Origin of the sequence: Streptomyces sp. NPDC053542, assembly GCF_044544685.1 — a bacterium.
In the GTDB taxonomy this organism is placed as follows: Bacteria; Actinomycetota; Actinomycetes; order Streptomycetales; family Streptomycetaceae; genus Streptomyces.
Map to the genome: position 1 here is coordinate 633,973 of NZ_JBITXL010000003.1, position 13,005 is coordinate 646,977.

Below are 13,005 nucleotides of genomic sequence, written 5' to 3' on the forward strand. Positions count from 1 at the left end.
ACATGGCTACCGACACGCCCACGACGGCCGCACCGAGCGAGGACGCGATCCGCGATGCGCTCGCGACGGTGAACGACCCCGAGATCCACCGCCCCATCACCGAGCTGGGGATGGTCAAATCGGTGGACATCGCGGCCGATGGCGCGGTCTCGGTCGCCGTCTACCTCACCGTCTCCGGCTGCCCGATGCGCGAGACGATCACCAGTAACGTGCGCGACGCGGTCGCGAAGGTCGAGGGCGTCACCAGCGTCGCCGTCGAGCTGGACGTGATGAGCGACGAGCAGCGCAAGGAGCTGGCCGCGGCGCTGCGCGGCGGCATCGCCGAGCGCGAGGTCCCGTTCGCCCAGCCCGGCTCCCTGACCCGGGTCTACGCGGTCGCCTCCGGCAAGGGCGGCGTCGGCAAGTCCTCGGTGACGGTGAACCTCGCGGCGGCGATGGCGGCCGACGGCCTGAAGGTCGGCGTCGTGGACGCGGACATCTACGGCCACTCCGTGCCGCGCATGCTCGGCGCCGAGGGCCGCCCCACCCAGGTCGAGAACATGATCATGCCGCCGGCCGCGAACGGCGTGAAGGTCATCTCGATCGGCATGTTCACCCCGGGCAACGCGCCGGTCGTCTGGCGCGGCCCGATGCTGCACCGCGCGCTCCAGCAGTTCCTCGCAGACGTGTACTGGGGCGACCTGGACGTCCTGCTGCTCGACCTGCCCCCGGGCACGGGCGACATCGCGATCTCCGTGGCCCAGCTGGTGCCGAACGCCGAGATCCTCGTCGTGACCACGCCGCAGCAGGCCGCCGCCGAGGTCGCCGAGCGGGCCGGCTCCATCGCCGTCCAGACCCACCAGAAGATCGTCGGCGTGGTCGAGAACATGGCCGGTCTGGAGCTGCCCAGCGGCGAGATCGTCGACGTCTTCGGCACGGGCGGCGGCGAGCAGGTCGCCGAGGGCCTCACGAAGACGACCGGTACGCAGGTGCCGGTGCTCGGCTCCATCCCGATCGACGTCCGGCTGCGCGAGGGCGGCGACGAGGGCAGGCCGGTCGTGCTCACCGACCCGGAATCCGGCGCGGGCGCGGCGATCCGCGCGATCGCCGGCAAGCTGGGCGGCCGTCAGCGCGGCCTGTCGGGCATGTCGCTGGGGATCACCCCGCGCAACAAGTTCTGAGCGGTACCGGGGCGATTCCCGGGCCGTGAGAGAGCCACGAGGGGCGGGCCGCCGGACGGTCCGCCCCTTCCTCGTCGTACGCGGCGGGCGCTCAGCCCTCGTACGTCTTGATGTCCCTGACGACCGCGAAGCCCAGACCGTAGGCGCTCATGCCGCGCCCGTACGCGCCGATGTGCGCGCCGTCCGGGCCGTCGCCCGCCGAGCCCGCGAGCACCCAGCCGTACTCCGACTCGCGGTAGTGGAACGGCGTCGGCACGCCGTCCACCGGCAGCGTCAGCTCGCTCCACGCCTCGCCGGTCAGGTCGTCCGCCAGCTCCCACGCGAGCATCGTCTGCTGGTCCAGCCAGTCCTGCCGCAGCGCCCGCTCCATCTGCGCCGGCCAGGTGCAGTTCAGCAGGCCCGAGCCGGCCAGCCAGGCGGCCGAGGAGACCGAGGTGGCTTCCAGGACGCCCGTGCCGTCCGCGCTGCGCCGTACGGGGCGGCAGGGGACGGTGACCACGACGGTGAAGCGGTCGGCGTCCGGCACGGTCTCCACCCGAATGGTGGGCTCCTCGCCGTGCGCGAGCGAGCCGTGCTCGACCGTGCCTTGGGGGGTGACGCCGGCGTGCATCAGCCGGCGCGGGCCCGTGAACGCCTCGTCCAGGCCGTACCACGGGAAATCGGCCATCAGATAGCCGTCGATCTTCTCCCCGGTGTCAACGGACACCGGGTGTGCGCCGGCCCGACTCTTCGTCTCCATCTGCGCGGAGCCTCCTCGTTGCCCTGCGTCGTGGGCGGCCCGCCCCCCTCAGGCGACCTCACCCCGGACACGGGGAGCATAGCCATACGCGTCAACACAGCCGGACATACGGACGTATCAGGTGGCGTCGGCGTCGAAAGGCGGCCGGTCCGGCACGCCGGGCGTTTCGCGCTTGGTGAGCCGGTCGGACGTGCCGCTCGCGGCGTCCGGGGAGTCCTTGGTGAGGCTGTGGCGGACGCCGCCACCGGCGTCGCCGTTCCCCCGGACGGCTTCCGTGACCTCGGCCATCTCCTGCTTCACGTCGAAGCCGTTGCGGATGTCCTGGAGGCCGTACTCGTCCTTCTCCAGGACGTGCTTGCGGACGAAGTTCTTCGGGTTCAGGTCCTCGAACTCGAAGTCCTTGAACTCGGGGCCCAGCTCGGAGCGGATGTCTTCCTTGGCGCTGTCGGAGAACTGCCGCACCTTACGGATGAATCCCGTCACGTCCTGGATCACCTTCGGCAGCTTGTCCGGGCCGAAGATCAGTACCGCGAGGATCACGAGCGCGACCAGCTCGAGGGGTCCTATGTCGAAGAACACCTGGCAGCTCCTTGATCCGTCCGCGGCCCATCCTGCGGCCTGCCGGCCAGGCCGACTATCACGGTACCTGGCGCCGGCTGTCCAACGGGAGTCACCCGCCCCAACACCGTGCAAACGATCGAGCCACCCGGCCGCGCCGGGCCGGCGACCGACGGGCGGCCGCCCGGACAGCCCGGTCGATGGCGGTCGATGGCGGTCGGGTACCGGTCAGCTCTGGTCAGTGGATGAGCCGAGGGTGATCTCGACCGTGCGCGGACTGCCGTCCCGCTCGACCCTGAGCTTCAGCCGGTCTCCGGGGCGGTGGCTGCGGATCTTGACGATCAGCTCCTCGCCGCTGTGTACGGGACCGCCGTCCACCTCCGTGATCAGGTCGCCCGCCTTGATGCCGGCCCGCGCGCCCGGCCCGCCGGGCGTGACCGCCGCGCCGCCGCCCCGGCCCTTCGCGCTGACCCGCGCGCCGTCCCCCGAGTACCCCATGTCCAGCGTCACGCCGATCACGGGATGCGTCGCCCGGCCGGTGTTGATCAGCTCTTCGGCGACGCGCTTGCCCTGGTTGATCGGTATCGCGAAGCCCAGCCCTATGCTGCCGCCCTGCTCGCCGCCGAAGCTGTCACCGCTGCCGGCCGCGCGGATGGCGCTGTTGATGCCGATGACGTGCGCCCGGCCGTCGACCAGCGGGCCGCCGGAGTTGCCCGGGTTGATCGGCGCGTCCGTCTGCAGCGCGTCGACGTAACTGACGTCGCTGCCGTCGCCGCCCGCGGTGATGGGGCGCTGCTTGGCGCTGATGATGCCGGCGGTGACGGTGTTGGCGAGGTCGAAGGGCGCGCCTATCGCCACCACGGGGTCGCCGACGCGGACGTCGTCGGAGTTGCCGAGGGTGAGCGGCTCGAGGCCGCTCACGCCGTCGACCTTGACGACGGCGAGGTCATAGCCACTGTCGCGGCCCACCACATGGCCGGTGGCGGTGTCGCCGCCGCTGAACGTGACGGATATCTCGCCGTCCGCGCCGCCCGCCTCGACGACGTGGTTGTTCGTCAGGAGATGGCCCCGGCGGTCCAGTACGAAGCCGGTGCCGGTGCCCTCCTCGCCGCCGCCGCGCACGTGCAGCGTGACGACGCCGGGCAGCGCGGCATGCGCGATGCCCGCCACGCTGTCCGGGGCGCGGCCGGTCTGCTCACCGGAGACCTGCGGCAGCCGGACGTCACCGACGCCGCCGTCGCGCTCGATGTACGCGCCGACGCCGCCGCCCACGCCGCCCGCCACCAGTGCGAGCAGGACGGCACCCAGGACGATCCGCCCGCGCCCGCGCTTGCGTCCCCCGGGCACCGGTACGCCCGCACCGGACCCGACGGCCCAGGGGTCGTACCGCTCCCACGGGCCGCCCGGTTGGGCGTGGGGGACGGCCGGCGCGGGGGCCTCGGGGGCGGGCGCCTGGGCGTACTGCTGTGGCTGTGGCTGTGAAGCGGCCTGCGGGGCCGGTGGGGGCGGCAGCGGGGCCGGGAGCGTGACGCCCTGGGGCGGTGTCGGCACCGGGCGCTGCACCGGCGGCGCCGGGGCCCACGGGCCGGGGCCTCCGTACGGCGGCGTGGCGTACGGGTCCTCGGGATGCAGCGGCTGCGCGGGCTCGCGCGGGGGCTCAGCGCCGGACGCCGACGACTGCGGCGACGACGGCGACGGCGGCGCTTCGGTCTCGCGGCCGGCGGCCGCATCGGAACGGTCCTCGTGGTGGGGCCCGGAGGCCGTGCCCTCGTTCATGTTCTCCCCACAATTCGCCCACGTGCGGGGCCGCGCCCCCTGGGCGTGCTCATGGCGCGATATGCGGCCCCCCGGCGATTCAACCAGGTTCGCGGCCGGCGCGCGCAGGGCCCGGTGGCTGCCGGGCCCTGCGACGGCGGAGACCGACGTGGGGCCCTCGGGCACCGGCCCTGACGCTGCGTCAGAACCGGTATCAGGGCGCCGCCGAAGCGCTCCGGGTCAGCAGCGGCCGCTTGGGCTCCAGGGGAGGCAGCGGCGCCGCCGGATACGACGTGGCCGGTGCGGCCGGGGAGGCGAGCGCCGAGGGCAGCGGGCCGCCGCCGGGCCGGCCCGCCGAGCCGTCCGTGCCCCTGCCGGCTCCGGTCCCCGTGCCGGGGAGTCCGGGCGAGGCGCCCACCGGCGTCCCCGCGACGGCGCCCGCGTCCGCGCCGGGCCCGGAGGCCGTACCGGACCCGGAGGCGCCGGACGAGCCGGGGGCTATCAGCGGGCTCAGGCGCGCGCCGCGGTCGCTGACCCCGGGAGACGCGTAGCTGACCGGGAGGGAGGCGGCCGCGGGGTAGAACTCCGCCGACGCCGCGGCCGGCGTGGCCCGGCCCTGCAACACCCCGAGCAGCGCGTCCCGGTCCCGGGAGCCGCGCTTCACGCCCGGCCGCTCGCCCACGGCACTGCTCACGTCCGCCGACGAGGCCGTCAGCGGGCTGTTCGCGCCCTCGCCACGCCCCGCGGCCGGGTCGACCGCCGCCTCCAGCGGCAGCGCGCCGCTGAGCGCGAAGGCCGCCAGGGAGACCGCGCCCGCCGCGGCGAACGCGAACCGCCGCCGGGGCGAGCCCACGCCGGGGGCCGCACCGGCACCCGCGGCCGCAGCCGGCCGCGCGCCGCCGCGGCCGTGCACCGGGAAGCCGCGCTCGGCGGCCCGCTGCGGGAAGCCCCGCTCGGGCCGCTCCGGGAGCATCCCCGGGACCGCGTGCGCACCCGAGGGCGCGTACCCGAAGGACAAGCCGCCGCGGCCGAAGCCGCCACCGTCCAGGCCGCCCCGGCCGAAGCCGCCGCGCCCGAGGCCGCCCTCACCGAGCCGGGCCGCGGGCGCGCCGGGATCACCCCCGGGCAGCCCCTGGAGCCGGGCCAGCAGCCCGTCGGAGGGCCCTGGCGGCGCCATTTCGGCGAAGACGTTCTTCAGTTCCCGCTGGGCGTCCGCCTCGGCCTTGCACTTCCCGCACGTGGCGAGGTGCGCGAGCACCCGCTCACGCTGATCGTGCCCCAGCTCCCCGTCGACCAGAGCCGCGAGGCGGTCGCCGAGATGCTGCTCAGCGGGGGACTGACCGCCGGTGCCGCTCACGCGATCCCGACCTCCCCTGTCAGGGGCGCGAACGCGCGCTGCCGCTGCTCGCGCTCCCGCTCCTCGGCGCGCGCCGCCGGGGAGCGGTGCTTGAGCGCCTTGCGCAGGTGGGAGCGGCCGCGGTGGATACGGCTGCGGACCGTGCCGAGCTTCACGCCGAGGGTCGCGGCGATCTCCTCGTACGACAGGCCCTCGATGTCGCACAGGACGACGGCGGCGCGGAACTCGGGCGCGAGGGTGTCCAGCGCCTGCTGCACGTCGGCGTCGAAGTGGGTGTCGTTGAACTGCTGCTGAGGGCCGGCCTCGCGGCTGGGCAGCCGCTCGGCGGCGTCGTCGCCCAGCGCGTCGAAGCGGATCCGCTGCCGGCGGCGGACCATGTCCAGGAAGAGGTTGGTCGTGATGCGGTGCAGCCAGCCCTCGAACGTACCGGGGGTGTACGTCGAGAGCGAACGGAAGACGCGGACGAAGACCTCCTGGGTGAGGTCCTCGGCATCGTGCTGGTTTCCCGTCAGGCGGTAGGCGAGGCGGTACACACGCGCACTGTGGGTGCTGACGATCTCCTCCCAGCTGGGCGGAGTCCACGCCTGGGATTCCGCATCGGCGGCAAAGGTCGCGGTAGGTGCGGAGTCGTTCGCGCGGGCACGGTCAGCATTGTTGGTCACGGATTTCGGCTCGCCGGCCGACCTTCGAAAACGCCGGAGCGTTCTTCGGTCACCCGCCGCAGCCGCACCTCCCCTGGTGGCTCTGGTGGTGTCCAGTAGAGCCCCTACCATATCCACCTCACCCGTTAGCTCCGGATAAGCAGTTTTGACCTGCATTTGGTCCGGCTTGTGGTTCTCTTCCGTCTTCACCCGCGCATCCCCCCTGTTCCCCTTCAACGCCCGGTCCCATCTGCGGGTTCCCGCACTCAGCGGATACAGTCACGGTTGCGTCAACTACGGGGACAGGAGAGGGCCATTACCGGCAACCGGCAGACGAGCTTGGCATTCGCCGAGGCATACGGCGCCGGGACCATCGACGACACGGCCGACGCCGCCCTGCACTGGTCCCGCGACCGGGCCCGGGAAGCCGGCATCCGTACGGTCTCGACCGGCACCGGATCGGCCCTCAGCCTGCTCGCCGCGACCGCGGACGCCAAGGCCGTCGCGGAGATCGGCACCGGTACCGGCGTCTCCGGCATCTACCTCCTGCACGGCATGCGCCCCGACGGCGTCCTGACCACCGTCGACCTGGAGCCGGAGCGGCAGCAGTTCGCCCGGCAGGCGTTCCGCGCCGCCGGTTTCGCCGGCAACCGCGCCCGCTTCATCCCCGGCGGGGCCCTGGAGGTCCTGCCGCGGCTCGCCGACGGCGGCTATGACCTGGTCTTCTGCGACGGCGACCGGATGGAGTACGCCGAGTACCTCGCTGAATCGTTGCGCCTGCTGCGCCCCGGCGGGGTGGTCTGCTTCGAGGGCGTCTTCGCCGACGGCCGGACCGTCGACTCCGGCGAACAGCCTGCGGAAATACAGCGGCTGCGGGAACTGCTGCGGTCCATCCGCGAGAGCGTGCACCTCGTACCGTCGCTGCTGCCGGTGGGCGACGGCCTGCTGTGCGCGGTCAAGCGCGGCTGAGGGTACGCGCACCGGGGCCCCTGCGCAGCGGGTGAGTAGGGGTGCGTAGGGTGCCTGGGGCGAGAACGCGTACGCCGGGACCGATCCCCCGTACGTCCACATGTGTACGCACGGGCGCGTATTTCCGGGTCCGGCCGCTACGCCCGGGGTACGACACGGCCCCGGGGCCGGGCGCGTATCGCGTACACGCCGCCCACCGGGGCCGGACATTCAGTGAGGCTCCGCCTGCGTCAGACGCTGACCTTGTCGAGAGCCTCGCCGAGAGCCTTGGCTTCGTCCGGAGTCAGCTCGACGACGAGCCGACCGCCGCCTTCGAGCGGAACGCGCATGACGATGCCCCGCCCCTCCTTGGTCACCTCGAGCGGGCCGTCACCCGTTCGCGGCTTCATGGCCGCCATGCTCGTTCCCCTTCCTGAAACCAGCTCATCGTCAGCCGACGGCCCTCTGGAGAGGGGCACGCGTCACCGGCATCGAACACATTGCTTCCATGTCATTATCCCGCATCGCAGGACCCGATGACCAACATCAGCGGGCATCCCTTCGGCAACGTACATTCGCAAAACCACCCAATTCGGGGAGTCACCTGCGATACTGCGCCACCTGCCACTACGCGCCGCCCTGCCTTTCTTTGATGTACGTCACACGACAGCGCCGATGATCTCCGGCATTCTGATCGCCGGGCTGTACTCGTTCCCGCAGTCCGAGCCGCGACGGAGGGGATCCCACCATGGCCGACACCGTGCTCTACGACGTCACCGAGGGCGTTGCCACGATCACGCTCAACCGCCCCGATGCGATGAACGCGCTCGACACGGAGACCAAGGTCGCCCTCCGTGACGTCGCGCGCGAGGCCGCCGCCGACCCGGCCGTGCGGGCGGTCCTGTTGACCGCCACCGGGCGCGCCTTCTGCGTCGGGCAGGACCTCAAGGAGCACATCGGGCTGCTGGCCGAGACCCGCGAGAGCGGTGAGGGCAATGCGCTGAGCACCGTGCGCGAGCACTACAACCCCATCGTCGAGACGCTCACCGGCATGGCGAAGCCGGTGGTCGCGGCGGTGAACGGGGTCGCGGCCGGGGCCGGCGCGGGCTTCGCGATGGCCGCCGACTACCGCCTCGTCGCCGATACCGCCTCCTTCAACACCTCCTTCGCGGGCGTCGCGCTGACCGCCGACTCCGGCATGTCCTGGACGCTGCCGCGGCTCATCGGCCACGGCCGCGCCGCCGACCTGCTGCTCTTTCCGCGCAGCATCAGCGCCCAGGAGGCGTACGAGCTGGGCATCGCGAACAAGGTCGTACCGGCGGCGGAGCTGGCCTCGGAGGCCCGCGCGCTCGCGCTGCGGCTGGCGCAGGGCCCGACCGCCGCGTACGCCGCGATCAAGGAGTCGCTGGCGTACGGCACCGATCACTCGCTGACCGAGACGCTCGCCAAGGAGGACGAGCTGCAGACGCGGGCCGGCGCCTCGGAGGACCACGTGATCGCGGTGGAGGCGTTCGTGAAGAAGGAGAAGCCGAAGTTCGTCGGGCGCTGACCCCCGCGGTGCGGGGCCTCGCGGGCCCCGCACGGGGCCTACGCCGCCGTCTGCGCCGCCTCCGTCGCCGCGCGGGCGTGGCAGTCGGCCAGGTGGTCGTTGACCAGCCCGCACGCCTGCATCATCGCGTACGCCGTGGTCGGGCCGACGAAGCGGAAGCCGCGCTTCTTGAGGTCCTTGGCGAGCGCGGTCGACTCGGGGGTGACCGGCGGGACGTCGGCGGTGCTGCGGGGCGCCGGACGGGCCGCGCGGTCCGGGGCGTACGACCAGATCAGGGCATCCAGCTCGCCGGGCGCCAGCTGCGCGGCGACCCGGGCGTTGGCGAGCGTGGCGGCGATCTTGAGGCGGTTGCGGATGATGCCCGGGTCGGCGAGCAGCCGCTCGGCGTCCGCCTCCGTGAACCGCGCGACCTCGGCGATCCGGAAGCCCGCGAAGGCGGCGCGGAAGCCCTCCCGGCGGCGCAGGATCGTGATCCAGGACAGGCCCGACTGGAACGCCTCCAGGGACATCCGCTCGAACAGCGCGTCGTCCCCGTGGACCGGGCGGCCCCACTCGGTGTCGTGATACCTGCGGTAGTCCGCCATCGACTCGGCCGCCATGCCCCAGGGGCAGCGCGGCACGCCGTCCGGCTCGCTCAGGACGCCGCTCATGCGCTCGCACCGCCCTCGGGGGTCTCGCGCGGGTCGGCCGGGTCCTGTATGTCCGGCTCCTGTATCCCGCCGGGCTTGCGCAGATCGGCGCCCTCCCCCGGCGCCGTCGGGCGCGCGTCCGCCACCGGGCCCCGCTCGCCCATCGTCGCCGCGCGCGCCCCCGCGAGGGCCGCCTCCAGCTCGGCGATCCGGGCGTCCCGCTCGGCCAGCTCGGCGCCGAGGCGGTCCAGCACGTCGTCCACGTCCGTCATGCGGTAACCGCGCAGCGCGGGCGGCAGCCGTACCTCCTCCACATCGGCGCGGGTGCAGGGGCGGTCGGCGGGCAGCGGATCGTGCAGCCGCTCGGGCTCGGCCTCCCGCAGCGCGCCGCCGTCACCGCCACCGATCACGGCGAGCGTGACCACGGCGACCACCGCGACCAACGCGATGAGCAAGAACCAGAACACGACCATCTCCCCACGCTCTCCGTCGTCCATTGATCGTGCCATGTGCCTCTGACAGTTAGGGTCACTGGCGGACGACCATCAGGGAGTAGGGAAAATGCTGCGGCTGGGGAATCGCGAGTTCGGCGCGCACGAGCCGGTGATCATGGCGATCGTGAACCGTACGCCGGACTCCTTCTACGACCGGGGCGCCACGTTCCGGGACGAGCCGGCGCTCGCCCGGGTGGAGCAGGCGGTCGCGGAGGGCGCGGCGATCATCGACATCGGCGGGGTCAAGGCCGGCCCGGGTGAGGAGGTCACCGCCGAGGAGGAGGCGCGGCGCACGGTCGGCTTCGTCGCCGAGGTCCGCAAGCGCCACCCCGACGTGGTGATCAGCGTGGACACCTGGCGGCACGAGGTCGGCGAGGCGGTCTGCGAGGCCGGCGCCGACCTGCTCAACGACGCCTGGGGCGGCGTGGACCCGAAGCTCGCCGAGATCGCGGCCCGGTACGGCGCGGGCCTGGTGTGCACGCACGCGGGCGGCGTCGAGCCGCGTACGCGGCCGCACCGGACCACGTACGAGGACGTGATGGCCGACATCCTGAAGGTCACGCTCGGGCTCGCGGAGCGCGCCGTGGAGCTGGGCGTACGGCGCGACGGGATCATGATCGACCCGGGGCACGACTTCGGGAAGAACACCCGGCACAGCCTGGAGGCCACGCGCCGGCTCGGCGAGATGACGGACACCGGGTGGCCGGTGCTGGTCTCGCTGTCCAACAAGGACTTCGTCGGCGAGACGCTGGACAAGCCGGTCAAGGAGCGGGTGCTGGGCACCCTGGCCACGACCGCGGTCTCGGCGTGGCTGGGCGCCCGGGTCTACCGCGTCCACGAGGTCGCCGAGACGAAGCAGGTACTGGACATGGTGGCCTCCATCGCGGGCCACCGACCCCCGGCGGCGACCCGCCGCGGACTGGCCTGAGAACGGACCGGCCCGAGAGCTGACCGGCCCGGGACGGGCCGCGGCCCCCGGAGAGCCGGGGGCCGCGCCACGCCTCACCGGGAGGCCCGGCTCACCGGGAGGGCCCCGGCCCCACTTCCTTCGTGACCAGCGCGACCGCCTCGTCCACGTCGTCGCTGAGGTGGAAGAGATCCAGGTCGCGCAGGGACGCCTTGCCCTGGTCGATGAGGGTGCCCCGCAGCCAGTCCACCAGGCCGCCCCAGTACTCCGTGCCGAAGAGCACGATGGGGAAGCGCGTGACCTTACGGGTCTGCACGAGGGTCAGCGCTTCGAAGAGCTCGTCCAGCGTGCCGAGGCCGCCGGGCAGGACGACGAAGCCGCGCGCGTACTTCACGAAACAGGTCTTGCGCACGAAGAAGTACCGGAAGTCCACGCCGAGATTGACGTACTCGTTCATGCCTTGCTCGAAGGGCAGCTCGATGCCGAGCCCGACGGACGTGCCGCCGGCCTCGTGCGCGCCCTTGTTGGCGGCCTCCATGGCACCGGGGCCGCCGCCGGTGATGACCGAGAAGCCGGCCTCCACCAGCGCCCGGCCCAGGCCGACGCCCGCTTCGTACTCGGGCGACTCGCGGGGCGTGCGGGCCGAGCCGAAGACGCTGATCGCCGGGCCCAGTTCGGCGAGGGCGCCGAAGCCCTCGACGAACTCCGACTGGATGCGCATCACGCGCCAGGGGTCGGTGTGCACCCACTCGGAGGGGCCTTCGGAGTCCAGCAGCCGCTGGTCGGTGGTTCCGGGACGCACCTGGTCGCGGCGGCGCAGTACCGGGCCGAGCCGCTGCTGATCGCGCTCGGCTGCCAGGGTCTCGCGCTCGGCTGCCTCAGGATCGGCCATGGTGTGCTCCCTCCGCAGGGTCTCCCGCCTGGGGCGGAAGACAGATCGTTGCCGGTAAAGCGTATGTGCACAAAGGTGACGAGCGGCGGAATTCGGTCTGCCGGTCCCCCCGGCCGCCGCACGGCGCTCCAGTGAACCTCTACCCGCGCAGACCACCGGAGATCACCGGAACCCCGGTCACCACATTTCCGGGCCGCAGGGCGCCGCTCAGCCCTCCAGCCAGGCCCGCAGCCGCTCCTCGCACCGGATCACGTCGGCGGCGACGACGTGCTCGTCCCGCTTGTGCGCGAGCAGGGCGTTGCCCGGGCCGTAGTTGACCGCCGGGACGCCGAGCGCGGAGAAGCGGGAGACGTCCGTCCAGCCGAACTTGGGCATCGGGGTACCGCCCACCGCCTCGATGAACGCCTTGGCGGCGGGGTGCGAGAGGCCGGGCAGCGCCGCGGTCGAGTGGTCGTCGACGACCCACTCGACGATGTCGCAGTCCGCGAAGACCTCGCGCACGTGGGCGAGGGCCTCCTCGCCGCTGCGGTCGGGCGCGTAACGGAAGTTGACCGTGACCGTGCACGCGTCCGGGATGACGTTGCCCGCGACACCGCCCTCGATACGGACGGCGTTCAGCCCCTCGCGGTACTCCAGGCCGTCGATGACGGCGCGGCGCGGCTCGTACGCGGCCAGCCGCTCCAGGATCGGGGCCGCGGCGTGGATGGCGTTGGAGCCCATCCAGGAGCGCGCGGAGTGGGCCCGCTCGCCCGCGGTGCGCAGCAGGACCCGCAGGGTGCCCTGGCAGCCGCCCTCCACCTGATTGCTGGACGGCTCCAGCAGGACGGCGAAGTCGCCCGCCAGCCAGTCCGGGTGCTGCTCGGCGATCCGCTTCAGGCCGTTGTGCTCGGCGGCGATCTCCTCGGCCTCGTAGAACACGAAGGTGAGGTCGCGGTTGGGCTCGGGCACCGTGGCGGCGACGCGCAGCTGGACGGCGACGCCGGACTTCATGTCGGAGGTGCCGCAGCCCCACAGGACGCCGTTCTCGTCCAGCCGGGAGGGCACGTTGTCCGCGATCGGCACGGTGTCGAGGTGGCCGGCGAGCACGACCCGCTCGGCGCGGCCGAGGTTCGTGCGGGCGACGACGGTGTCGCCGTCGCGGTCCACGGTCAGGTGCGGGAGCGCGCGCAGAGCGGTCTCGACGGCGTCCGCGAGGACTTTCTCGTCCCGGCTGACGGACGGCACGTCCACCAGCGCCGCGGTCAGCTGCGCGGCGTCGAGCGAAAGGTCGAGTACGGGGGTCTGCGCGGGGCGTTCCATGGCCCCGACCCTACCCGCCGCCGGTTGCGTCCCTGTTGCGCGTGGCCCTGCGTTCCCGGAGGTCCGCAGGGGGGCCG

The 13,005-nt window shown here is 73.1% G+C and carries 14 protein-coding genes; 4 read left to right on the plus strand and 10 right to left on the minus strand.

Going from position 1 to position 13,005, the window contains the following annotated elements; genetic code table 11:
- Positions 1-2 precede the first annotated feature (2 nt).
- Positions 3-1,160 (plus strand): Mrp/NBP35 family ATP-binding protein, encoded by a 1,158-nt coding sequence (locus ACIGXO_RS10715; RefSeq protein ID WP_399783294.1) that lies wholly within the window; start codon positions 3-5, stop codon positions 1,158-1,160.
- A gap of 91 nt (positions 1,161-1,251) precedes the next feature.
- On the opposite strand, the gene ACIGXO_RS10720 is transcribed toward ACIGXO_RS10715, so the two are convergent.
- The 5 genes from ACIGXO_RS10720 to sigE all read right to left on the minus strand — a co-directional run bounded on the left by ACIGXO_RS10720 (position 1,252) and on the right by sigE (position 6,342).
- Positions 1,252-1,899: a hypothetical protein gene (locus tag ACIGXO_RS10720; protein ID WP_399783297.1), complete on the minus strand. Its 648-nt coding sequence runs from the start codon at positions 1,897-1,899 to the stop codon at positions 1,252-1,254.
- A gap of 117 nt (positions 1,900-2,016) precedes the next feature.
- Positions 2,017-2,478: a sec-independent translocase gene (locus ACIGXO_RS10725; protein ID WP_399783300.1), complete on the minus strand. Its 462-nt coding sequence runs from the start codon at positions 2,476-2,478 to the stop codon at positions 2,017-2,019.
- A gap of 207 nt (positions 2,479-2,685) precedes the next feature.
- Complete coding sequence (locus ACIGXO_RS10730) at positions 2,686-4,233, minus strand: S1C family serine protease (protein WP_399783303.1); 1,548 nt, start codon at positions 4,231-4,233, stop codon at positions 2,686-2,688.
- 193 nt (positions 4,234-4,426) lie between these two features.
- Entirely contained in the window at positions 4,427-5,569 is a 1,143-nt protein-coding gene (locus tag ACIGXO_RS10735) for a zf-HC2 domain-containing protein (RefSeq protein ID WP_399783306.1), read from the minus strand.
- Positions 5,566-6,342, minus strand: a complete 777-nt coding sequence (gene sigE / locus ACIGXO_RS10740; protein ID WP_399783309.1) for an RNA polymerase sigma factor SigE — start codon at positions 6,340-6,342, stop codon at positions 5,566-5,568. Before sigE ends, ACIGXO_RS10735 begins: the two co-directional genes overlap by 4 nt.
- Positions 6,343-6,495: 153 nt before the next feature.
- Between sigE and ACIGXO_RS10745 the strand changes: the two genes are divergently transcribed.
- A complete protein-coding gene (locus ACIGXO_RS10745; protein WP_030264093.1) occupies positions 6,496-7,179 on the plus strand; it encodes an O-methyltransferase in 684 nt (227 codons plus the stop codon).
- Between the two features lie 230 nt (positions 7,180-7,409).
- On the opposite strand, the gene ACIGXO_RS10750 is transcribed toward ACIGXO_RS10745, so the two are convergent.
- Positions 7,410-7,577, minus strand: coding sequence for a DUF3117 domain-containing protein (locus tag ACIGXO_RS10750; RefSeq protein WP_103832883.1), 168 nt, complete (start codon positions 7,575-7,577; stop codon positions 7,410-7,412).
- A gap of 329 nt (positions 7,578-7,906) precedes the next feature.
- On the opposite strand from ACIGXO_RS10750, the gene ACIGXO_RS10755 reads away from it, so the two are divergent.
- Complete coding sequence (locus ACIGXO_RS10755) at positions 7,907-8,707, plus strand: enoyl-CoA hydratase/isomerase family protein (protein ID WP_399783313.1); 801 nt, start codon at positions 7,907-7,909, stop codon at positions 8,705-8,707.
- A 38-nt stretch (positions 8,708-8,745) separates the two neighbouring features.
- On the opposite strand, the gene ACIGXO_RS10760 is transcribed toward ACIGXO_RS10755, so the two are convergent.
- Entirely contained in the window at positions 8,746-9,357 is a 612-nt protein-coding gene (locus ACIGXO_RS10760; protein WP_399783316.1) for a DNA-3-methyladenine glycosylase I, read from the minus strand.
- Positions 9,354-9,809: a DivIVA domain-containing protein gene (locus ACIGXO_RS10765; RefSeq protein ID WP_399783869.1), complete on the minus strand. Its 456-nt coding sequence runs from the start codon at positions 9,807-9,809 to the stop codon at positions 9,354-9,356. The genes ACIGXO_RS10760 and ACIGXO_RS10765 overlap by 4 nt, the downstream gene beginning before the upstream one ends.
- 88 nt (positions 9,810-9,897) lie before the next feature.
- Here ACIGXO_RS10765 and folP point away from each other — a divergent pair, with 88 nt between their 5' ends.
- Positions 9,898-10,758: a dihydropteroate synthase gene (gene folP, locus ACIGXO_RS10770; RefSeq protein ID WP_399783319.1), complete on the plus strand. Its 861-nt coding sequence runs from the start codon at positions 9,898-9,900 to the stop codon at positions 10,756-10,758.
- Between the two features lie 91 nt (positions 10,759-10,849).
- Here folP and ACIGXO_RS10775 read toward each other — a convergent pair whose 3' ends face one another.
- On the minus strand, positions 10,850-11,629 hold the full coding sequence (locus ACIGXO_RS10775) for a TIGR00730 family Rossman fold protein (protein WP_399783321.1): 780 nt from the start codon (positions 11,627-11,629) through the stop codon (positions 10,850-10,852).
- 207 nt (positions 11,630-11,836) lie between these two features.
- Positions 11,837-12,928 (minus strand): succinyl-diaminopimelate desuccinylase, encoded by a 1,092-nt coding sequence (gene dapE, locus ACIGXO_RS10780; RefSeq protein WP_399783324.1) that lies wholly within the window; start codon positions 12,926-12,928, stop codon positions 11,837-11,839.
- Between the last annotated feature and the right edge of the window lie 77 nt (positions 12,929-13,005).

Bases quoted from the DNA above. Each gene is read 5' to 3' on its own strand.
- ACIGXO_RS10715 (WP_399783294.1), top strand. From the start codon at position 3: ATGGCTACCGACACGCCCACGACGGCCGCACCGAGCGAGGACGCGATC.
- ACIGXO_RS10720 (WP_399783297.1), bottom strand. From the start codon at position 1,899: ATGGAGACGAAGAGTCGGGCCGGCGCACACCCGGTGTCCGTTGACACC.
- ACIGXO_RS10730 (WP_399783303.1), bottom strand. From the start codon at position 4,233: ATGAACGAGGGCACGGCCTCCGGGCCCCACCACGAGGACCGTTCCGAT.
- sigE (WP_399783309.1), bottom strand. From the start codon at position 6,342: ATGGTAGGGGCTCTACTGGACACCACCAGAGCCACCAGGGGAGGTGCG.
- ACIGXO_RS10750 (WP_103832883.1), bottom strand. From the start codon at position 7,577: ATGGCGGCCATGAAGCCGCGAACGGGTGACGGCCCGCTCGAGGTGACC.
- ACIGXO_RS10755 (WP_399783313.1), top strand. From the start codon at position 7,907: ATGGCCGACACCGTGCTCTACGACGTCACCGAGGGCGTTGCCACGATC.
- ACIGXO_RS10760 (WP_399783316.1), bottom strand. From the start codon at position 9,357: ATGAGCGGCGTCCTGAGCGAGCCGGACGGCGTGCCGCGCTGCCCCTGG.
- ACIGXO_RS10765 (WP_399783869.1), bottom strand. From the start codon at position 9,809: ATGGTCGTGTTCTGGTTCTTGCTCATCGCGTTGGTCGCGGTGGTCGCC.
- folP (WP_399783319.1), top strand. From the start codon at position 9,898: ATGCTGCGGCTGGGGAATCGCGAGTTCGGCGCGCACGAGCCGGTGATC.
- ACIGXO_RS10775 (WP_399783321.1), bottom strand. From the start codon at position 11,629: ATGGCCGATCCTGAGGCAGCCGAGCGCGAGACCCTGGCAGCCGAGCGC.
- dapE (WP_399783324.1), bottom strand. From the start codon at position 12,928: ATGGAACGCCCCGCGCAGACCCCCGTACTCGACCTTTCGCTCGACGCC.